The organism is Serratia sp. JSRIV002 (assembly GCF_019968725.1).
GTDB lineage: Bacteria > Pseudomonadota > Gammaproteobacteria > Enterobacterales > Enterobacteriaceae > Chania > Chania fonticola_B.
The window spans coordinates 676,966-695,886 of record NZ_CP074143.1 but is presented as its reverse complement, the minus strand read 5'-3'; the positions used below and the strand labels follow the sequence as shown (position 1 = coordinate 695,886).

Genomic DNA, 18,921 nt, shown 5'->3' with positions numbered 1-18,921 from the left:
AAATCTTTCCTAATTGATTGATAAATAAAATAGTTTGACCTACTTAGCATTATTCAAGATTGGTCTGACCTTTAGGGGAAGCAGATTGACCTCGATCAAAAATGACATACCGGCTGGTCGGTATGATCGCCGCATGAATACCCACGTGCATCGCAAAAAAGACCCGGAACGGCTGCAAGAGCAGCTGCTGGAAGCCGCTAGTATCATCGCAGCCAAAGATGGGATTGCCGCGCTGTCGTTAAACGCCGTCGCCAAACAGGCTGGGGTCAGCAAGGGCGGGCTGCTACACCACTTTCCCGGCAGGCAGGAGCTAATCCACGCGCTGTTTATTCGCCTGCTGGCCGTGATGGATCGCGGCATTATGGCGCTAATGGCCGAGGACGATAACCCACGCGGGCGCTTCTCCCGGGCCTATCTGATGTACCTGGCAGGTATCAGTGAAAGCGACACCAGCCGTCAATTGGCCCTGCTGTCGCTGGCTATGCCGCATGAAATGGTGTTGCGTAAATGCTGGCGGGACTGGGTGCTGCAACATCTGGCCAACGCCGATGAACTGGATCGCAGCTACGTAGGTAACTTGGTGCGCTATGGTGCAGACGGCCTATGGCTTTCTGAACTCACGGAAGGAGTCACTATGACGCCGGAAGAGCGGCTTGCATTGGTGACGAGGCTGGCGGCAATGACCTTCGAGGAGCTTTAACCTCCGCGGTTCGCGGGCAGCCAATCACCCAGGGGCGATAATGAAATACAAAATTAATGCCTTTCTTATTTATGACGCCACCGAAGGCTCGCTAAAGCTGGACGACGGCGGCAAGTCAGATAGCCAGCTCACCATCACTGCCAACGCCCTGCTGTTCTTCATGATCCAGCATCCTGGCGTGATCAGCCGCGATACGGTGATGCAGCGAGTGTGGGACGACAACGGGCTGATGTCCTCCAACAGCAACCTGAATCAGTACCTGAGTATCCTGCGCAAAGCCTTCCGCCGTTATGGCATTGAGAACGTGATCGTCACCGTGGCCCGGGGCCGGCTGGAAATCAACCCAGAGCTGACGATCGAGGTAATCGATGACTCCTTGATGCATCCGGTGATACATGCCAGCGAACATGAATCCTCTGCCGAGATGGCTCCAGAATCAACGCCGGTAGCGGCGGTCATCACCAGCAACGATCGCTACTGGGGTTATGCCGGGGCGATGATATCCCTGCTAGCCATCGCGCTGATCGGCTGGTCGTGGAGTAACAACGGCAGCCTGACCCCTCTCACCTTCACCCCCGTCGCGCAGGACCCCATTGAGGTGTTATCCACCGACACCATGATAAATCCAAGAATGCGCGACAATTACCTGAAAAACTTTATTGCCGTCAAAGAAAAAAAGAACATCAAGTATGATAAAGACGAACGTTTTCTGTTCTTTTATGGTGATAAGCTGCAATCCAACGGTTTAGGTCGGACGTTTCTCGCACACTGTGCCAAACATCAAGATAATACATTCAGCTACTGCGATAGCTATTTTTATTATTCATGGAAATAAATTATGAAAACAATCGGCTGGGGGAGAAGGCTGTTTGCCGTCTCTATCATATTGCTACTGGTCTCACTATTTATCACCGTTAAGCAGAATGTTATCCGGCGCGATGATATTTTAAACTGCTCAACCAAAGCCATTATGCATTTTGAAGACACCGTCACTGAATCCGTTAACGTCAATATTCACTTTAACTTTAATGCCAAAGGTAAAGGCACGATCGTGGTGGAAGGATATTCAGACTCCGAGGCAGGCTGGCTTTATTTGCAACGCTACGTACAGTTTGATTATACCAGCAAGCGCGTTTCCCCCGGTGCCCGCTATTATCAGATCAACCGTTGGGTTTCCAGCAAGTCCTCTATCGATCAATCACCCGATGTGATCTTTGATTACTTTATGCGGGAAATGTCAGACAGCCACGACGGCCTGCAATTGGCAATGGGGAAAATCAATGCCGACACCGTGCTGCTCAGTTCGATCAACTCCCCATTGTTTATCTGCGCGTTAAAACCCGGCAGCCAGTTAGAGTAACGCCCGTTCCCCAGCAAAGCTGTTCCCCCTTGTCATAAGCCTCTGGCCTGCCTCTCATTATCCAAAAAACCGCCCCTGATAGTCATAATGCCTGTCGGTTATTCGACGATCGCTATTTCCCCCACCGCCAATCCTCGCCCCAAAAAGGAGAGGGAGCCAGTACGGTGATATCAGTAACAACGGCGGTCAATATGTAGCACGTGAAGCTACTCAAATAGCCACGGCAAAAACCTGCGCTACTCCACAGTCTGCAAGCCCCTCCGCTACCTAAAAAACCCATTTGAACACCATAGATTTAACATTATTTTCCGCCCTTAAGTGAATGCCAAAACCCGCCATTTCTTGCCAGGGAGCAGAACTATTCTCGGGCTGATTATCAGAGTAAACAGATAAACAGGGGATAAATAGAGGCTTATTATCAGAACAAAAAACTAAATAGATATCGATTAATGAATTTATATTTTGAATAACCGCCGGAGGGGTATAGTGCCCTTAGCCGTCGGAAACCTTGATCCCCTCATGGCCGAACGGCACAGCAGATGACAACTCATAAACCGGCTTTGTGGAGGAAACAACAATGGGTGATGCATTAGGCTTAATCGAAACCAAAGGGTTGGTGGCCTGTATTGAAGCGGCGGATGCCATGTGCAAGGCGGCCAACGTCGAACTGATCGGCTATGAAAACGTCGGTTCCGGCCTGGTCACCGCCATGGTGAAAGGTGACGTCGGTGCGGTAAAAGCCGCCGTCGATTCCGGCGTGGAATCCGCACAACGCGTGGGTGAAGTAGTGACTTCACTGGTTATCGCCCGCCCACACAACGACATCAACAAAATCGTGATTAAGCACAAAGCGTAAACAGCGCATCAAGGAGAACGGATCATGGGTGACGCATTAGGATTGATTGAAACCAAAGGGCTGGTGGCCTGTATTGAAGCCGCCGATGCGATGTGCAAAGCGGCCAACGTGGAGCTGATCGGCTATGAGAACGTCGGTTCCGGCCTGGTTACCGCGATGGTGAAAGGCGACGTGGGCGCGGTCAAGGCGGCGGTGGATTCCGGTATCGAATCGGCCAAACGCGTGGGTGAAGTGGTTACCTCACTGGTCATTGCCCGCCCGCATAACGATATCCAGAAAATCATCTCGCAGTACAAAATCACCGAATAACAAGGAATTCACTGATGAAAGATGCACTCGGATTGATCGAAACCAAAGGGTTGGTGCCTGCCATCGAAGCCGCCGATGCCATGTGTAAGGCCGCCAATATTGAGCTGATTGGCTATGAAAACGTCGGCTCCGGCCTGGTCACCGTGATGGTGAAAGGCGACGTGGGTGCCGTTAACGCAGCGGTGGAATCCGGTATTGAAGCTGCCAGCCGAATTGGCGAAGTGATTTCATCCCGGGTTATTGCACGCCCACATAATGATATTGAGAAAATTGCCTCACAGCATAAGGCGTAATTCAGCCTGATCACCGGCGGTGGCAGATAAGTACTCTACCCGATTGCAGCAAGTAAAAAATTAAACTCCTATTCAGGGGAATAGACTAATGACCACATTAGATCCGGATTTACAATCCATTCAGCAGGCTCGCACGCTGATTAAAAATGCCAAACAGGCACAATTGCTGTTTGCCAAATATTCACAGGAAAAGATCGACGGCATTATTAAACATATTGCCAGCGAAGCGGCCAGGCATGCCGAAGAATTGGCGAAGATGGCCCATGAAGAAACCGGCTTCGGCAATTGGCAAGACAAGGTGTTAAAAAACATTTTCGCCTCTGAAAAAGTTTTTGAGCATATTAAGGATTTAAAAACCGTCGGTATTATTCGTGACGACCAGCAGAATAAAGTGATGGACGTGGGCGTCCCGTTAGGGGTTATTACTGCCCTGGTGCCGTCGACCAACCCAACCTCAACTATTTTCTATAAAACGCTGATCGCGCTGAAGGCCGGGAACGCCATTATTTTCTCCCCGCACCCTAATGCGCGCCAGTGCAGCCAGCGGGCGATTGAAATCGTCAAGCAGGCTGCGCTTCAGGCCGGTGCCCCAGCAGGTATCGTTGACGGCCTGACCCAGCTGACGCTGGAAGCCACCAAAGCTCTGATGCACAGCAAAGACGTCGCGCTGATCCTGGCTACTGGCGGCGAAGGCATGGTTCGTGCGGCCTATAGCTCCGGCACGCCAACCATCAGCGGTGGCCCAGGCAACGGCCCGGCGTTTATCGAACGCAGCGCCAATATCCAGCAGGCGGTGAAAGACATCATCACCAGCAAGACCTTCGATAATGGCGTGATCTGCGCCTCTGAGCAGTCGATCATCGTGGAAAAGTGCATCTATCAGGATGTACACCGCGAGTTGCTGGCTCAGGGCTGCTACTTCATGAACGACGATGAATCTGCCCGCCTGGCCAATATCCTGTTACGCCCGAACGGCATGATTAATCCTGAAGTGGTGGGCAAAACCGCTATCTACCTCAGCGAACGCGCCGGGTTCTGCGTACCTGCGACCACCAGAGTGCTGATTTCATTGCAAAACAGCGTCTCGCGTAAAAACCCTTACGCCCGTGAAAAACTCTGCCCGGTGCTGGGGCTGTACATCGAAGAAGACTGGATGAGCGCCTGTGACCGCGTGGTGGAGTTGCTCACCAACGAAGGCCTGGGGCATACGCTGGTCATCCACACCCAGAACCAGCAGGTGATCCGCGAGTTTGCGCTGCAAAAACCGGTGCACCGCATCCTGATCAATACGCCCGCCGCGCTTGGAGGCATTGGCGCAACCACGAATCTTATACCTGCGTTAACGCTCGGTTGCGGTGCCGTTGGTGGCGGCTCCAGCTCGGACAACGTCGGCCCGATGAACCTGCTGAACGTACGTAAAGTCGGCTATGGCGTTCGTAGCATCGAGGATCTGCGCCAACCACAACCCGCAGCTCAGCCGTGCAGCGCGCCAATCAACCATAGCACCAGCATCTTCGACGATAACCGCTTTGCAGCGCCAACGGCGGCGGTAACCCCGCAGGCCGCACCGGCACCGCTGTATGCCCAGGGCGACGATCGTTTCGGGGCGGTCACCCGCGCAGTGGTTAACGCCGCAGCCAATGACATCACCGAAGAAAGCGTCGAACGGATCATTACTGAAGTGCTTGGACGCCTGTCCCGGTAACACATCAAACAAGGGTGAAAACATGATCCTCGCAAAGGTAACCGGCCATGTGGTGGCCACACAGAAAAGTGACGAACTACGCGGCAGTAACCTGCTGCTGGTCACGGCGCTGGGTGACGACCTGGAAGCCATCAAAGATCGCACCTACGTTGCCGTCGATAGCGTCGGTGCCGGTGAAAACGATCTGGTGTTGGTGGAAGAGTATTTCGCACTGAGTAAAGACCGCTACAAGGCCATGTCGATCGTTGCCATTGTCGAGAAGGTTCACCGGGAGCGTTAAGAGTAAGAGGAAGTAGGCATGAATGAGTTTCTGATTAAGCCAAAAATCCATTTCGGTGAGGATGCGCTGCTCGCGCTGAGCAGCTTGCCTGGACGCTCGGCGTTTTTGGTCACCGATCAGGCGATGGTGAAGTTTGGCTTGGCCGAGCGGGTAACCAGCCTGCTCCAACAGCAACAAATCCGCTGCCGTCAGTATGACGAGGTGGCCTCAGACCCGGATATTTCCGCCATCGTCAGCGGCATGAAGCTGATGGATGACGACTACCCGGATCTGGTGATTGCCTTGGGCGGCGGCTCGGTCATCGATGCCGCCAAGGCGGTGATGTATGCGCTGTGGCATTGCCGTAAAGACAGCGGCCGTAGCAAGCCTTGTTTTGTCGCCATCCCCACCACCAGCGGCACCGGTTCCGAAGTCACCAGCTTCTCGGTGATCAAGTCCCGCAGCCAAAAGCTGGTGTTGGTGGACGAGTTCATGCTGCCCGACATCGCCATCCTCGATCCTCAGCTAGTGAAGTCGGTGCCGGCCAGTATTACCGCCGATACCGGGATGGATGTGCTGTGCCACGCCCTGGAGGCCTATGTCTCCCGCAAGGCCAGCGACTTCAGCGATGCGATGGCCGAAAAAGTGGTGCAGATGGTATTCGGCCACCTGCTGACCTGCTACCAACAGGGCAACAACCTGCCAGCGCGGGAAAAAATGCACAACGCTTCATGCATGGCCGGGATGGCGTTCACCAACGCATCGTTGGGCATTACCCACAGCCTGGCGCACGCCCTCGGCGGCATGTTTGGTATCCCGCATGGCCGAGCCAATGCGCTGCTGATGACCTCGGTGGTCGCCTTCAATGCCGACGTTGACGGCAACTGCGACACCCCGGCCGCGCACAAATATGCCGCTCTGGCGCGCCTGTTGGGGCTGCCAAGCACCTCGGTACGCGATGGCGTCAATAGCCTGCTGGTGGCGATCGAAACGCTGAAACAGGAAATGCAGCTACCGGCCAATCTGCAAGCCGCAGGGGTGGAGGAACACCGCTTCCAGGTTTGCCTTGGCGAACTGGCCACGCAGGCGTTGCACGACAGTTGCACGCCAACCAACCCGCGCGACGTTAACGCGGCAGATTTGGAGAAACTGTACCGCCTCGCCTACAGCGGCGGCCCGGTACAGCTTCAATAACGCACTCATTACAGTCAACGGATTTTGCCAATTTGTGTGAAAGCCGCAGGACATCAGGAGAGATTTGAACATGGCCCATTATTCACTGACGCCACGCGTAAAACTGCTGGCAGAAAGACTCTTATCCCAAAACAGCACCATCAGCACCGAACGTGCCGCCATTCTGGAAACGCTGGGTGGCGATGTGGCCGGCATGCCGCAGTTGGTCAAGAATGCCAAGCTGTTCAATGAGCTGGTCAAGCAACTGCCCGGCTACATCGGCCCCGATGAGCTGATCATCGGCAGCCAATCCTCCACACCGCGCGCCGCCGTGTTCCACAGCGAAAGCGAACTGCGCAGTCCTTCGGCCTTCACCGCCTTTGGCCAGACCTCACCGGACTATCTGGCGGTGATCACCAAAGGGCTGTTCGCCATCGAGGCCGAAATGGAAGACCGTGCCAGAAGCATCGGCAGCGCTGTCAGCCGTTCCGGGCTGGACGAGGTCAACCAATGCCGCGCCATGATCTACGCCTGCAATGCAGCGATGCATCTGGCGCAGAAACTGGCCAGCAAAGCGGAAAACATGGCTGCGGTAGAAAACCATCCGTACCGCAAGGCGGAGCTGCAGGAAGCGGCTGCCATGCTGAAAAAAGTCCCGGCTTACGGGGCCAGCAGCTTTAAAGAGGCTTGCCAGTCGTTCTACTTCTTCCAGTTGGCGCTGCATCTGGAAAACGGCAGCTACGCGGTTTATCCAGGCGGCTTCGACAAGCTGCTGTACAGCTTCTATCAACAAGACATCACCCGTGGCGTACTAACGCCGGAGCAGGCTTATGAAATCGTTGAGTGCCTGTGGCTGAAACTGTGCGAGCTTTCCGAAGTGCGCGCACCACGTGAGCTGGATGGCTATCCGATGTTTGACGCCATGCTGCACGGCGTGCGCCTCGACGACCCGGCATTGGTGATCAACGATCTGTCCGCTATGTTGCTGGCAGCCCGTAGCAACCTGATGACGCTCAACAGCAACCTGCAGGTAAAACTGTTTGCTGGCCAGGCGGGTGATCGCCCGCAGTACAGCGCGCCATCGGCCCCGTTCGTGGCAGCCTCGGCGCAAGACGTGGCAACGCACAAACTGATGGAAGGGCTGACGCCGCGCCTGCAACGCCTGCGTGACAACTACCTCGATGCTCGCCCTAGCGTCTCTATCTATCGCGCCATCACCTTTACCGAGATGGCAAAAAACAACCCGGGTCTGCCAACCATTCTGCTGCGCGCCAAGTCTTTCCGTGCCGCCTGTGAAACCGCGCCGATCCTGATCCAGCAAGATGAGCTGATCGTCGGCCATCCGTGCGGCAAACCGCGTGCCGGGGCGTTCTCACCGGATATCGCCTGGCGCTGGGTGCGTGACGAACTGGACACCATGGGCACCCGTCCGCAGGATCCATTTATTATCTCCGAGGCCGACAAGAAGACGATCCGTGAAGAGATCGTGCCATTCTGGGAAGGCCGTTCGCTCGATGAGATCTGTGAAGCACAGTACCGCGAAGCGGGCGTTTGGGCCTTCAGCGGCGAAACCTTTGTCAGCGATCTTTCCTACCACCAGATTAACGGCGGCGGCGACACCTGCCCAGGCTACGACATCCTGCTGTTCACCAAAGGGATGAACGGCATCAAGGCCGATGCCCAGCAGCACCTCGCGGCGCTGAGCATGGAAAACCCGGCGGATATCGACAAGATCTACTTCTACAAAGCGGCCATTGAAACCTGTGACGGCGTGGTGGCCTACGCCAAGCGCATCGCAGACAAGGCCCGTGAACTGGCAGCCGTTGAGCAAGATCCGACACGCCGTGCGGAACTGCTGACCATCGCAGAAACCAACGAGAACGTCCCTGCCAACCCACCGAAGACCCTGCAAGAAGCGCTGCAAAGCATCTGGACGGTGGAGTCGCTGTTTGAAGTGGAAGAGAACCAGACCGGGCTGTCGCTGGGCCGTCTGGATCAGTATTGCTACCCGATGTATCAGGCCGATATCGAATCTGGCCGCCTGACGCAGGAACAGGCGCTGGAATTACTGGAAGCCTTCATCATCAAGTGTGCCGAACTGATGTGGATGTCCAGCGAACTGGGCGCCAAGTACTTCGCCGGTTACCAGCCGTTTATCAACCTGACCATCGGCGGGCAGAAACGCAGCGGTGGCGATGCCTGTAACGACCTGACCTATCTGATCATGGACGCCGTACGCTTTGTCAAAGTGTACCAGCCGTCGCTGGCCTGCCGTATCCATAACCAGTCACCGCAGAAGTACATGGAGAAGATCGTCGACGTGGTGAAAGCGGGTATGGGCTTCCCGGCCTGCCACTTTGATGATTCGCACATCAAGATGATGCTGCGCAAGGGCTTCGACTTTGAAGACGCGCGCGACTACTGCCTGATGGGTTGTGTAGAGCCGCAAAAATCCGGCCGCATCTATCAGTGGACCTCCACCGGCTATACCCAATGGCCGATTGCCATCGAGTTCGTGCTCAACCGTGGCCGCATGGTGCTGTTCGACAGCTATCAAGGCTTGGATACCGGTGAGCTGAGCACCCTGAAAACCTACGAAGAGTTCGACAATGCGGTGAAGGCGCAGATCGCGCACATCGTCAAACTGTCGGCTATCGGTACCGTCATCAGCCAGCGTGTGCACCGCGACGTGGCGCCCAAACCGCTGATGTCGCTGTTGGTGGAAGGCTGTATGGAACAGGGTAAAGACGTGGCCGCCGGTGGCGCGGTGATCAACCACGGCCCAGGGCTGATCTTCTCCGGTCTGGCGACCTATGTCGACTCCATGGCCGCGATCCGCAAGCTGGTGTATCAGGATGGCAAATACACCCTGGAGCAGATCCGTGACGCGCTGCTGGCCAACTTTGAAGGCTTTGAACAGCTGCGCCGCGACTGTCTGAATGCGCCGAAGTACGGCAATGACGATGACACGGTCGATCAGTACGCGCTGGACATCACCGAGTGGACCGAGCGCGAGTGCCGCAAGTACAAGATGCTCTACTCCACGCTGAGCCACGGCACCCTGTCGATTTCCAACAACACGCCGATCGGTGAACTGACCGCCGCAACGCCAAACGGCCGCTTGGCCTGGATGCCACTCTCCGACGGGATCAGCCCGACGCAGGGCGCGGACAAGCAGGGCCCAACTGCCATCATCAAGTCCGTCAGCAAGATGAACGTGGAAACCATGAACATCGGCATGGTGCACAACTTCAAGTTCCTCAAAGGGCTGCTCGATACCCCGGAAGGCAAGAACGGGCTGATCACCCTGCTGCGTACCGCGTCCATTCTGGGCAACGGCCAGATGCAGTTCAGCTACGTGGATAACGAAGTGCTGAAACAGGCGCAGGTGGAACCAGAAAAATATCGCGACCTGATCGTCCGCGTAGCCGGTTACAGCGCCTACTTCGTCGAGCTATGCAAAGAAGTTCAGGACGAGATCATAAGCCGTACGGTCATTGAGAAGTTCTGACCTTAGCCTTGGATAAGACAGGGACGTCTTATCCCATCAGCCTTCGAAGAAAGGGGAAAATAGTATGGATAACACGCTGGAGAAAAAGGGCCGGATATTCAATATCCAGAAATACTCGATCTATGACGGAGACGGTATTCGCACCCTGATTTTTTTCAAAGGTTGTAACATCCTCTGCGCCTGGTGCGCCAACCCCGAGGGGCTCACCAGCAATTTCCAGGTGATGTATTCACATGATTTGTGCGTTGACTGTGGGCAATGTGTTGATGTCTGCCCGGTGGGGATCCATTCCCAGCGCCAAAACGCACAAGGCGATCTCAAGCACCACCTCGATCGCAACATAGACTGCATCGGTTGCCGCAAATGCGAAGAAGTCTGCATCTCCGGCGCGCTGGACATCATGGGCAAGGACGTCACGGTGCAGGAGTTGATGGATATCATCCTGCAGGACGTCGATTTCTATCATGCCTCTGGCGGTGGCGTCACCCTGGGCGGTGGCGAGCTGAGCCTGCAAACCGACTTTGCAGCCGCGCTGCTGACCGAATGCAAAAAACAGATGATCAACACCGCCATCGAAACCAATGGCACCACCACTTTAGCCAATTATGAAAAGCTGGCGACCTGCACCGATATGTTCCTGTTCGATATCAAGCATATCGATAGCGCACGGCATAAAGCGTTGTTTGGCGTCGGCAACGAGGGCGTAAAAAGAAACCTGGAGCGCCTGGTGGAACTGGGCAGCCATATCGTGGTGCGCATGCCTTTGGTACGCGGCTATAACGATTCTTACGATGCCATCACCGGTGCCATTGACTATGTCATGGCCCTGGCACGCAAAGGCAATATCAGCCGCATCGACGTTTTACCTTATCACCAACTGGGTAAAAACAAATACCAGCGGCTCGACATGATCTATCCGGTCAAAGACGACCCAAGCTACAGCAATGAAGAACTGGACCAACTGGCGGCTTTTTTCCAGCGCTTTGACTTTGATATCCGCCTGGTAAGGCACTAAGGAGATGGAGATGAACTTAAGCCTGGGAGTGATTGAAACCTATGGCCTGACCGCCGCGATCCACGCGGCCGATGCAGCCTGTAAATCCGCTGCGGTAACGGTGCTGGGATACAAGAAGATTGGTTCCGGCCTGGTTAGCGTGTTCTTTGCCGGGGAAATCAGCGCGGTGAAAACCGCCATCGACAACGGTGTGGCAGTGATCAAACAACCGGCGTTTATCAAAGGCCAGTTGGTGATTGCCCGCCCGGAAAAACAGGTTATCGCGCTGCTGACAGGGCTGAAAGGCAAGGAGCTTACGCCGCCAGCGGCCAAAGTACAGCAAGAAACGCCTGCGCCAGTAGCAGAAGTGGCCGCCCCGCAGGCAGAGGCCGCAGCGCCGGTAGTCGAAGCCCCTGTTGCCGACAACAAACCCGCACGCACCGGCGGCAAGAAAGAGTCTAAATAACCGTACAGCTTCTGAGATCGGGTAGGAATAACAGTATGTTTAATGAGTCGTTACTGGAAAGGATCCGCCATAACCTGGCAGAGAACTATGCTTCTCCCACCGGCATCGCCATCCCGGTTGGGGTCTCTAACCGGCATGTCCATCTGTCGCAGCAGGATATTGAAAAGCTGTTTGGTGCGGGCTATCGGCTAACGCCATGCAAAGAGCTACGCCAGCCTGGGCAGTTCGCCGCGAAAGAGTGCGTGATGATCGTCGGCCCAAAAGGCTCGCTCTCCAAGGTGCGGGTGCTGGGGCCTGCGCGCGAATGTACTCAGTTGGAAATCTCCAAGGCGGACTGCTTTACCCTGGGGCTGAAGGCTCCGGTACGCGAATCCGGCAATCTGAACGCCTCCGGTGACGCCATGCTGGCTGGCCCGGCGGGCTACGTTTCGCTGCATTCACAGGTGATTTGTGCCCAGCGCCATATCCATATGAACCCGCAGGATGCCGCCAGGTTGGGCGTGCAGAACGGGCAGAAGGTGCGGGTGAAAGCGGCAGGCGTGCGTGGGCTGATCTTTGACGAAGTCATCGTGCGGATCAAAGCCAGTTTTGCTCTGGAACTGCACATTGATACCGATGAAGCCAACGCCGCCGGGCTGGCTTCCGGTGACAACGTGGTTATCGTTCCCTAAGGCGGCAAATATGATGCAGCGTGAAATCATCGATAAGTTGGTCAGTGAAGTGCTCTCACGGATGCGGCCACGGGCGTTGGTGTTGTTAACCGCAGCGGATGGTTACCACGAAATTATCCGCGCGCGCTTGCAGCACTGCCAGGCGTTCTCGCCGGTGATCCTGTTTAGCGATAATGCCCGGCAGTTTCACGCAGAAACAGATTGGAGCCAACTAGGGCCAATCACTTCGCTGGCGGAAATCAGTCAAACCGGCGCGTTGGATAATATTGCGCGAGTATTAATCCCTTTTCTCGATTTCGCGACGGCGGCAGAAGTGGCCAATGGTTTATTACAGTCTGATGCTGCCCGGTTTATTCATCTGGCTCGAATGAGCGGCAGGCCAATTATGGCGCTGGATTATAACTGCAACCCGAACAGCGAATTAAATCAGCTGAAAGGCCTGAGCCGCGCAGGGGAAAACGCCCCTCAGGCAGATTATCTGCCAAAGCTGGCGGCACAACGCATTGAGCTCTGTACGTTGGATCGGATGCTATCGGCCCAGCCCGCAGCCACGGAGCCTTTGGCAGCGCCGCCACAAGCCTACGTAACGCTTAGCGAACTCAAGCGGCTCAATGGTCGTTCACCACCGGGAGCCAAGCTGACCGATTTGGCATTGGAATATAGCCGAGGGAAAAAATAACCAAGCTTCAAAATTTCACTTTATATCAATAATTATTAATCAGGAGCGAACTCTATGTCTACCAAGGCAAAAGCATGGGTATGGATGTTATTGGTCATCTTCTCCGAGACCTCGGCCACCTCAACCTTAAAAATGTTTGATAACAGCGAAGGTACCACCAAGACGTTATTACTCGGCTTGATCGTCGTGTTGTACTGCGTTTGTTATTACTCGTTATCCAACGCGGTGAAATACATTCCTGTCGGCCTGGCTTACGCCACCTGGTCAGGCACCGGGATTCTACTGGTCTCAAGCCTGGGCATGCTGTTTTACGGCCAGCACCCTGATATGCCAGCCATTATCGGCATGATCGTGATTGCCAGCGGCATCGTGATCATGAACCTCTTTTCCAAAATGGGCTCCTCCGAAGAATAAGGGTATCAACTATGTTTAACATTGGCTTCTTGTGGCTGGCACTGTCGATTGGTTCAGAAATCACCGGGACCTCGATGATCAAAAAAACCAACAACTTTAAAAAGCTGGGGCCTTCGGTGCTGGTGATTAGCGCTTACTGCCTGTGCTATTTTGCCCTGACCAAGGCGATGGGGTTTATCCCGGTGGGCGTCGCCTACTCGTTGTGGTGCGGCTTTGGCATCGTCGGGGTGACCTTCGTTTCCATGCTGCTCTACAAGCAGAAACCGGATCTCCCTGCCATCTTCGCCATGGCGCTGATCATCGGCGGTGGCGTCATTATGAATATCTTCTCGCAGATGTAAGATCTCAGCCTCCTACAGCGCAGCGGCAACGTTGCGCTTTTTTTTTGATGCGCTATAGTTATGCGCATAAATTATGCTCAGGAGGTGCCATGGGAACCGTTTCAGTAATAAAAAAGCGCAATACTAACGTGTACTTAAGTGTCGACCTGATCGAAAAGGCTAAAGCATTAGACCTAAACTTATCGGCTACACTAAACCACGCATTAGAACTCGCAGTGAAGAAGGGGCAACGTGAACGTTGGTTAGCGGAAAATCGTGCTGGTCTTGAAGCATTGAATGGCTTCGTTGAGGAGAACGGCCTTTTTTCTGATGATGCTGACTTTGGTGTCCTGTAATGAAACAATTTTCTGTTTATAAAAATCAATCTAAAAACAAAAAAGCCTATCCTTTCTTTATCGTTGTTCAGTCCGATTTACTCGATCACCTTAGCACTCGTTTGGTCATGCCCTTGGCTTTAAAGCATGCAACAAACTCACAGGTCAAAGCACTGACTCCTGTTTTGTCTGTGGATCAACAAGATTACGTGATCCTTACTAGTTTACTGACGACTACGGATGTCAAAAATCTTAATGCAGATTGCCTAGTTACCAATGCAGCCCATCTGCGTGATGAGCTGGTTGCGGCCATCGACCTGTTAGTTTTGGGCATTTGAAAAACTGCCCCACTGACTATGAACAAATTGGGCCTGTTCAACAAAGAGGTGGAAGCAACCGTTATTTCTGTTTAGCAACAGGCCTGAAAGCAACGCCCCAAGATCGGCGGCATGCTGAATAGAGGTATATGCAGGCTAATGATTTGATACCGCATAATCCTGTCATGTAACAGTTGCGGCAACGTATTTTGCAAGACAATATCTAATTTCGGAACGCTGTTTCATTATTAGGGATAAATCATGCAAAGAAATATCAAGTCATTATCAGCTATGGCGATTTTTCTGCTGGCCCTGACGGGTTGTGATAACTCGGATGGTAGTATCGCCTCTCCTGTTGAGCCAGTTAAACCCGTTGTTCCCCCTGAAACTGAGAAACCTGTCGCTGACCGCAGTGGTGCCTGGCCAGCCTCAGCCCTTAACGATCCCGAATTGGCCGGGAAAGAACCAGTAATACCTGAAGTCTGCCAAACACTCTCAGCCGAACTGAACCAGAATGCCAAAGGGCTACTGGATGAAGCCATTGATGCTGACGTGAATAATTCCCAACCCGATACCCAACGTATTCAAGCCGCGATCGACGCCTGCAACACCGGTGCCGTTAAACTGGTCGCTGGCAGTAACGAAGAGAATGCGTTCTTGAGCGGCCCACTTACGCTAAAAAGTGGCGTCACGCTCTGGGTAGATCAAGGGATCACCCTGTTTGCCTCACGTAGCCCGGTGGATTACCAGATTGCCGGTAAGAATAACTGCGGCGAAACCGCCAGTGCCGATAATGGCTGTAACGCATTGATTACCGCCACCGATGCGATAAACAGCGGCGTGATTGGTGAAGGTATTATCGACGGACGAGGGGGAGCAGTGCTCACCAGCGGAAAATATGCCGATATCCTGACCTGGTGGGATGTAGGCGCATTAACCAAAACCGTTTCCGGCGCCAATCAGAACAACCCGCGGCTAATTCAGGTCACCAACAAGAATTCCGCCAAGCCGACCAGCCAGAACTTCACGCTGTATAAGATCACCTTACAGAATGCACCCAAATTCCACTTTGTCCCCAGTGGGGTCAATGGAGTGGTCGTCTGGGGCGTGAAGGTGTTAACGCCTTCACTGGCCTATACGGTTCCAGGCTATGATTGCCCGAAAGGGACAACCCCTGCGACATCGGGTTCCCCTAACTATACCCGAGCAAGCACCTGCTTTACCCCGGATACGACCAAGAACACCGACGCGATCGATCCTGGCCAATCGCAGAATGTCCTGATTGCCTATAACCACATCAGTACCGGTGATGACGGTATTGCCATCAAAGCCCATAGCAGCAATGCCTGTGTCCCACCGATTGCCGAAAAGTATGCAGGGCAGTTGCCTATTTACACCGTCAGCAACGTCAAAATTCTGCATAACCGCCTCTACTTCACCCATGGCATGTCAATCGGCAGTGAAACCGACTGCGCGGTCAAAGACGTGGAGATTCGGGATATGAGCATTGACGGCCATGATGCTGACTTTGCCGTCGGCGTGCGTATCAAAACCGATATGAGCGTTGGAGGAGAGGTGAGGAACATCAACTATGATGGCATTTGCATCCGCCGCGCTCAGGAAGCGCTGACCATAGATACCTATTACAGCAAAAAAACCGGCCAGGCCTACCCCGATATTCAAGATGTCACCATCAAGAATTACCACTATGTGGATACGCCAGACTCCATTTATAACGGAGATAACGTTCGGGTCACCTTACGCGGCTTCAGCTCTGATGGCCAGGATCTGCCATTAAGAAATATTGTGCTCGATAACACCGTGTTTGACAGCTCACCACAGTTGGCTAGCAAAGCCTCGGCAACAATCCCTGCCGCACCTTCTTATGCCCAGATCCTGATGGGACCTGGCCCGGTATCCCTGGCGGATCTGCTGTTGGAGGCTGCGAACAACGGTGCCGCAGAGTTTGAAGTGCTGGATAACCGTAATGGATCCGAAGAGCCTTACGATTGCCGCGAAGCCTTTGCACTGTTCCCTTCTAGCGCCTCTGCACTCTAAGCGAAAAACGGGCAGGATCTCTCCCCCCCGTCTTTCCTCTGCTCCGGTGACTAACACATCGCGGCTTTGATTTGCATACAGGCCCAGTCTATTGGGCCTGACTATTTCCGCTTCAGCAGCAAAACAAGGCTGATCAACAGGAACAGCAAGCTTGGCAACAGGGCACCCAGAATTGGCGGCATGCTGTACACCATGCTCAGCGGGCCGAAGATCTGATCCAGCACGTAGAACAGGAAGCCGAAGCTGATACCGATCACCACTCGCACGCCCATCGGCACGCTACGCAGTGGGCCAAAGATAAACGACAGCGCCATCAGCATCATCACCGCCACCGACAGCGGCGAGAAGATCTTGCTCCACATATTCAGCTGGTAACGGCTGGCCTCCTGGCCACTCTGCTTGAGGTATTTCACATAGTTGTGCAAGCCGCTGATGGAAAGCGAATCCGGATCCAACGCCACCACGCCCAGCTTGTCCGGGGTCAGGTTGGTTTTCCACACTCCGGTCAGCGTCTGGGTACTGGTGACCTGATTCGGATTGGTCAGATCGGAAGTATCCACCTGCGAAAGCTGCCACGCGCCGTCTTCAAAATCTGCGGTACCGGCATAGCGAACCGTCTCTAACCGGCGCTGATCGTTGAAGTGGTAAATGTTGACGCCAGCCAGCTCTTTTTCACCCGCCACCCGTTCGATGTAGATAAAGTCGTTGCCGTCCTTCGCCCACAGGCCGCTCTTGGTAGAGAGCAGCGAGCCACCGTACATCTGCTGCGCACGGTAGTTACGCGCCATCTGTTCGCCCTGCGGTGCCACCCATTCGCCGATTGCCATCGTCAGCAAGACCAGCGGAATAGCGGTTTTCATCACCGACCCAGCAATCTGCAGCCGAGTGAAGCCAGAAGCTTGCATCACCACCAGTTCGCTACGCGTAGCCAGGGTGCCCAAGCCGAGCAATGCCCCTAGCAGCGCCGCCATCGGGAAGAAGATCTCAATATCCTTTGGCACGCTGAGCAGGGTATAGACCCCCGCGCCCAGCGCCGAGTATTCACCCTGCCCGACTTTACGCAGCTGATCGACAAACTTGATGATGCCGGAAAGCGAAACCAGCATGAACAGCGTCATCATGATGGTGTTGAAAATCGTTTTACCGATATAACGGTCCAGTACACCAAACATCAGGCCGCTCCTCTCAGGCGTGCACGCAGTTTGCGCATCGGCACGGTATCCCACAGGTTAAGTGCCAGAGCAATCGCGAAGTACGCCAGGTTCACCAGCCACATCCACACCAGCGGATCCAGCTTGCCCTTACCGGCATTGGAACGCAGCGAGGTCTGCAGCAGGAAGAAGATCAGATACAGCAGCATCGCTGGCAACATGCTCAGCACACGGCCTTGGCGCGGGTTGACCACGCTAAGCGGCACCACCAGCAGCGCCATCAGCACCACGGAAACCACCAGCGTCAGACGCCAATGGAATTCGGCGCGCGCATCCGGTTCATTCGATTCCCACAGCGTGCGCATCGACATCTGCTCGGACTGGGTATTATCGATAGTGACCGACTGATGGCCGATAACCGCTTTATAGTCGTTGAAGTCGGTAATGCGGAAATCACGCAGCAATGCGGTGCCTTCAAACCGGGTGCCTTTGTCCAGCGTGACAACCTGCGAGCCATCGCGGCCCTGATTGATCATTCCATGCTCGGCCACCACCACCGAAGGGCGTTGGTTACCGTTCGGGCGCAGCTGCGCCAGGAACACGTCGTTGAAGGTGTTGCCCTTTACGCTGCCGACAAACAGCACAGCGTTACCATCCTGTGAGGGCTGGAACTGCCCTTCAGCCAGCCCGGCAATGCTGGGGTTGGCTTTGGCTTCGGCAATCACTTCGTCCTGATGGCTGGCCGCCCATGGCCCGACCCAGAAGACGTTTACCGCAGCCACCGCCGAGGTAAAGATCGCCAACACCATCGCGGCAATGATCAGGGTCCGTTTCCCCAGACCGCAGGCGTGCATAACGGTGATTTCGCTTTCGGTATACAACCGTCCAAGCGTCATCAAGAGGCCAAGAAACAGGCTTAAGGGCAAGATTAGCTGCGCCATCTTCGGCACACCCAATGCAAGCAGGGATAAGACTAAATTTGTCGGGATATTGCCGTCGACCGCATCACCTAACACCCTGACCAGGTTCTGACAAAAGAAGATCAGAAGCAGGATAAACAGGATGGCAATTTGGCTCTTCAGCGTTTCCCGTACCAGATATCTAATGATGATCACGCTTATTACGCCTGTGAAAACTTGTCTTTTTGCAGGAAAATCGATAGTTTCATCGCTAATCCGCCATTTTTTCTCATCATGTGGCAACCTTCACAGCTAAAATAGTATTAGAACATCAAGCTGTTTGGCCTTCCTATAGGAACAGACCTATAGTAGCCAAAACAGAACGTTTACGCCGTTCAGGTTAACCTAGTTAGTTAACTCAATGACGGAAGATCTTGGCGGAGCAGATCAT

General features: G+C 54.2%; 21 protein-coding genes. 19 read left to right on the top strand and 2 right to left on the bottom strand.

Annotated elements, in window-relative coordinates:
• Nucleotides 1-133: 133 nt before the first annotated feature.
• The 19 genes from KGP26_RS03130 to KGP26_RS03040 all read left to right on the top strand — a co-directional run bounded on the left by KGP26_RS03130 (nucleotide 134) and on the right by KGP26_RS03040 (nucleotide 16,420).
• Nucleotides 134-700, top strand: a complete 567-nt coding sequence (locus tag KGP26_RS03130; RefSeq protein WP_021179131.1) for a TetR/AcrR family transcriptional regulator — start codon at nucleotides 134-136, stop codon at nucleotides 698-700.
• A 40-nt stretch (nucleotides 701-740) separates the two neighbouring features.
• Nucleotides 741-1,535, top strand: a complete 795-nt coding sequence (locus KGP26_RS03125; protein ID WP_223665000.1) for a winged helix-turn-helix domain-containing protein — start codon at nucleotides 741-743, stop codon at nucleotides 1,533-1,535.
• A gap of 3 nt (nucleotides 1,536-1,538) precedes the next feature.
• Nucleotides 1,539-2,060, top strand: coding sequence for a FidL-like protein (locus tag KGP26_RS03120; protein WP_021807826.1), 522 nt, complete (start codon nucleotides 1,539-1,541; stop codon nucleotides 2,058-2,060).
• Between the two features lie 577 nt (nucleotides 2,061-2,637).
• Nucleotides 2,638-2,916, top strand: a complete 279-nt coding sequence (locus KGP26_RS03115) for a BMC domain-containing protein (RefSeq protein WP_004249182.1) — start codon at nucleotides 2,638-2,640, stop codon at nucleotides 2,914-2,916.
• A 24-nt stretch (nucleotides 2,917-2,940) separates the two neighbouring features.
• Nucleotides 2,941-3,225, top strand: coding sequence for a BMC domain-containing protein (locus KGP26_RS03110; RefSeq protein ID WP_021807825.1), 285 nt, complete (start codon nucleotides 2,941-2,943; stop codon nucleotides 3,223-3,225).
• 14 nt (nucleotides 3,226-3,239) lie between these two features.
• Entirely contained in the window at nucleotides 3,240-3,518 is a 279-nt protein-coding gene (locus KGP26_RS03105) for a BMC domain-containing protein (RefSeq protein ID WP_021179127.1), read from the top strand.
• An 88-nt stretch (nucleotides 3,519-3,606) separates the two neighbouring features.
• On the top strand, nucleotides 3,607-5,223 hold the full coding sequence (locus KGP26_RS03100) for an acetaldehyde dehydrogenase (acetylating) (protein ID WP_094982212.1): 1,617 nt from the start codon (nucleotides 3,607-3,609) through the stop codon (nucleotides 5,221-5,223).
• A gap of 22 nt (nucleotides 5,224-5,245) precedes the next feature.
• On the top strand, nucleotides 5,246-5,503 hold the full coding sequence (locus tag KGP26_RS03095) for a EutN/CcmL family microcompartment protein (protein WP_021179125.1): 258 nt from the start codon (nucleotides 5,246-5,248) through the stop codon (nucleotides 5,501-5,503).
• An 18-nt stretch (nucleotides 5,504-5,521) separates the two neighbouring features.
• Nucleotides 5,522-6,676, top strand: coding sequence for a 1-propanol dehydrogenase PduQ (locus KGP26_RS03090; RefSeq protein WP_223664999.1), 1,155 nt, complete (start codon nucleotides 5,522-5,524; stop codon nucleotides 6,674-6,676).
• A gap of 70 nt (nucleotides 6,677-6,746) precedes the next feature.
• Nucleotides 6,747-10,166, top strand: coding sequence for a choline trimethylamine-lyase (gene cutC, locus KGP26_RS03085; RefSeq protein ID WP_223664998.1), 3,420 nt, complete (start codon nucleotides 6,747-6,749; stop codon nucleotides 10,164-10,166).
• Between the two features lie 64 nt (nucleotides 10,167-10,230).
• Complete coding sequence (gene cutD / locus KGP26_RS03080; protein ID WP_021807820.1) at nucleotides 10,231-11,181, top strand: choline TMA-lyase-activating enzyme; 951 nt, start codon at nucleotides 10,231-10,233, stop codon at nucleotides 11,179-11,181.
• Nucleotides 11,182-11,191: 10 nt separating this feature from the next.
• A complete protein-coding gene (locus tag KGP26_RS03075) occupies nucleotides 11,192-11,626 on the top strand; it encodes a BMC domain-containing protein (RefSeq protein WP_223500809.1) in 435 nt (144 codons plus the stop codon).
• A 35-nt stretch (nucleotides 11,627-11,661) separates the two neighbouring features.
• A complete protein-coding gene (locus tag KGP26_RS03070; protein ID WP_094982215.1) occupies nucleotides 11,662-12,297 on the top strand; it encodes a phosphate propanoyltransferase in 636 nt (211 codons plus the stop codon).
• Nucleotides 12,298-12,307: 10 nt separating this feature from the next.
• The gene (locus tag KGP26_RS03065; RefSeq protein WP_223664997.1) at nucleotides 12,308-12,976 is read left to right on the top strand and encodes a hypothetical protein; all 669 of its coding nucleotides are present in this window, start codon (nucleotides 12,308-12,310) and stop codon (nucleotides 12,974-12,976) included.
• A gap of 54 nt (nucleotides 12,977-13,030) precedes the next feature.
• Nucleotides 13,031-13,390 (top strand): multidrug efflux SMR transporter, encoded by a 360-nt coding sequence (locus KGP26_RS03060; RefSeq protein WP_021179118.1) that lies wholly within the window; start codon nucleotides 13,031-13,033, stop codon nucleotides 13,388-13,390.
• A gap of 11 nt (nucleotides 13,391-13,401) precedes the next feature.
• Nucleotides 13,402-13,731, top strand: coding sequence for a multidrug efflux SMR transporter (locus KGP26_RS03055; protein ID WP_021179117.1), 330 nt, complete (start codon nucleotides 13,402-13,404; stop codon nucleotides 13,729-13,731).
• A gap of 89 nt (nucleotides 13,732-13,820) precedes the next feature.
• The gene (locus tag KGP26_RS03050) at nucleotides 13,821-14,066 is read left to right on the top strand and encodes a type II toxin-antitoxin system CcdA family antitoxin (protein WP_218519922.1); all 246 of its coding nucleotides are present in this window, start codon (nucleotides 13,821-13,823) and stop codon (nucleotides 14,064-14,066) included.
• Nucleotides 14,066-14,383, top strand: a complete 318-nt coding sequence (locus KGP26_RS03045) for a CcdB family protein (RefSeq protein WP_024486364.1) — start codon at nucleotides 14,066-14,068, stop codon at nucleotides 14,381-14,383. The genes KGP26_RS03050 and KGP26_RS03045 overlap by 1 nt, the downstream gene beginning before the upstream one ends.
• Before the next feature lie 240 nt (nucleotides 14,384-14,623).
• Nucleotides 14,624-16,420, top strand: coding sequence for a glycoside hydrolase family 28 protein (locus KGP26_RS03040; RefSeq protein WP_209554795.1), 1,797 nt, complete (start codon nucleotides 14,624-14,626; stop codon nucleotides 16,418-16,420).
• Nucleotides 16,421-16,521: 101 nt separating this feature from the next.
• Here KGP26_RS03040 and lptG read toward each other — a convergent pair whose 3' ends face one another.
• Both lptG and lptF read right to left on the bottom strand, forming a co-directional pair.
• Nucleotides 16,522-17,592 (bottom strand): LPS export ABC transporter permease LptG, encoded by a 1,071-nt coding sequence (gene lptG / locus KGP26_RS03035; RefSeq protein ID WP_021807815.1) that lies wholly within the window; start codon nucleotides 17,590-17,592, stop codon nucleotides 16,522-16,524.
• A complete protein-coding gene (gene lptF / locus KGP26_RS03030) occupies nucleotides 17,592-18,686 on the bottom strand; it encodes an LPS export ABC transporter permease LptF (RefSeq protein WP_065684324.1) in 1,095 nt (364 codons plus the stop codon). Before lptF ends, lptG begins: the two co-directional genes overlap by 1 nt.
• Between the last annotated feature and the right edge of the window lie 235 nt (nucleotides 18,687-18,921).

What these genes read in the sequence shown, in the direction of transcription:
- KGP26_RS03075 (WP_223500809.1), top strand. Translation starts at nt 11,192, where the DNA reads ATGAACTTAAGCCTGGGAGTGATTGAAACCTATGGCCTGACCGCCGCG.
- KGP26_RS03105 (WP_021179127.1), top strand. Translation starts at nt 3,240, where the DNA reads ATGAAAGATGCACTCGGATTGATCGAAACCAAAGGGTTGGTGCCTGCC.
- cutD (WP_021807820.1), top strand. Translation starts at nt 10,231, where the DNA reads ATGGATAACACGCTGGAGAAAAAGGGCCGGATATTCAATATCCAGAAA.
- KGP26_RS03070 (WP_094982215.1), top strand. Translation starts at nt 11,662, where the DNA reads ATGTTTAATGAGTCGTTACTGGAAAGGATCCGCCATAACCTGGCAGAG.
- KGP26_RS03065 (WP_223664997.1), top strand. Translation starts at nt 12,308, where the DNA reads ATGATGCAGCGTGAAATCATCGATAAGTTGGTCAGTGAAGTGCTCTCA.
- KGP26_RS03045 (WP_024486364.1), top strand. Translation starts at nt 14,066, where the DNA reads ATGAAACAATTTTCTGTTTATAAAAATCAATCTAAAAACAAAAAAGCC.
- lptG (WP_021807815.1), bottom strand. Translation starts at nt 17,592, where the DNA reads ATGTTTGGTGTACTGGACCGTTATATCGGTAAAACGATTTTCAACACC.
- KGP26_RS03055 (WP_021179117.1), top strand. Translation starts at nt 13,402, where the DNA reads ATGTTTAACATTGGCTTCTTGTGGCTGGCACTGTCGATTGGTTCAGAA.
- KGP26_RS03090 (WP_223664999.1), top strand. Translation starts at nt 5,522, where the DNA reads ATGAATGAGTTTCTGATTAAGCCAAAAATCCATTTCGGTGAGGATGCG.
- KGP26_RS03115 (WP_004249182.1), top strand. Translation starts at nt 2,638, where the DNA reads ATGGGTGATGCATTAGGCTTAATCGAAACCAAAGGGTTGGTGGCCTGT.
- KGP26_RS03125 (WP_223665000.1), top strand. Translation starts at nt 741, where the DNA reads ATGAAATACAAAATTAATGCCTTTCTTATTTATGACGCCACCGAAGGC.
- KGP26_RS03120 (WP_021807826.1), top strand. Translation starts at nt 1,539, where the DNA reads ATGAAAACAATCGGCTGGGGGAGAAGGCTGTTTGCCGTCTCTATCATA.
- cutC (WP_223664998.1), top strand. Translation starts at nt 6,747, where the DNA reads ATGGCCCATTATTCACTGACGCCACGCGTAAAACTGCTGGCAGAAAGA.
- KGP26_RS03110 (WP_021807825.1), top strand. Translation starts at nt 2,941, where the DNA reads ATGGGTGACGCATTAGGATTGATTGAAACCAAAGGGCTGGTGGCCTGT.
- KGP26_RS03060 (WP_021179118.1), top strand. Translation starts at nt 13,031, where the DNA reads ATGTCTACCAAGGCAAAAGCATGGGTATGGATGTTATTGGTCATCTTC.
- KGP26_RS03040 (WP_209554795.1), top strand. Translation starts at nt 14,624, where the DNA reads ATGCAAAGAAATATCAAGTCATTATCAGCTATGGCGATTTTTCTGCTG.
- KGP26_RS03095 (WP_021179125.1), top strand. Translation starts at nt 5,246, where the DNA reads ATGATCCTCGCAAAGGTAACCGGCCATGTGGTGGCCACACAGAAAAGT.
- KGP26_RS03130 (WP_021179131.1), top strand. Translation starts at nt 134, where the DNA reads ATGAATACCCACGTGCATCGCAAAAAAGACCCGGAACGGCTGCAAGAG.
- KGP26_RS03100 (WP_094982212.1), top strand. Translation starts at nt 3,607, where the DNA reads ATGACCACATTAGATCCGGATTTACAATCCATTCAGCAGGCTCGCACG.
- KGP26_RS03050 (WP_218519922.1), top strand. Translation starts at nt 13,821, where the DNA reads ATGGGAACCGTTTCAGTAATAAAAAAGCGCAATACTAACGTGTACTTA.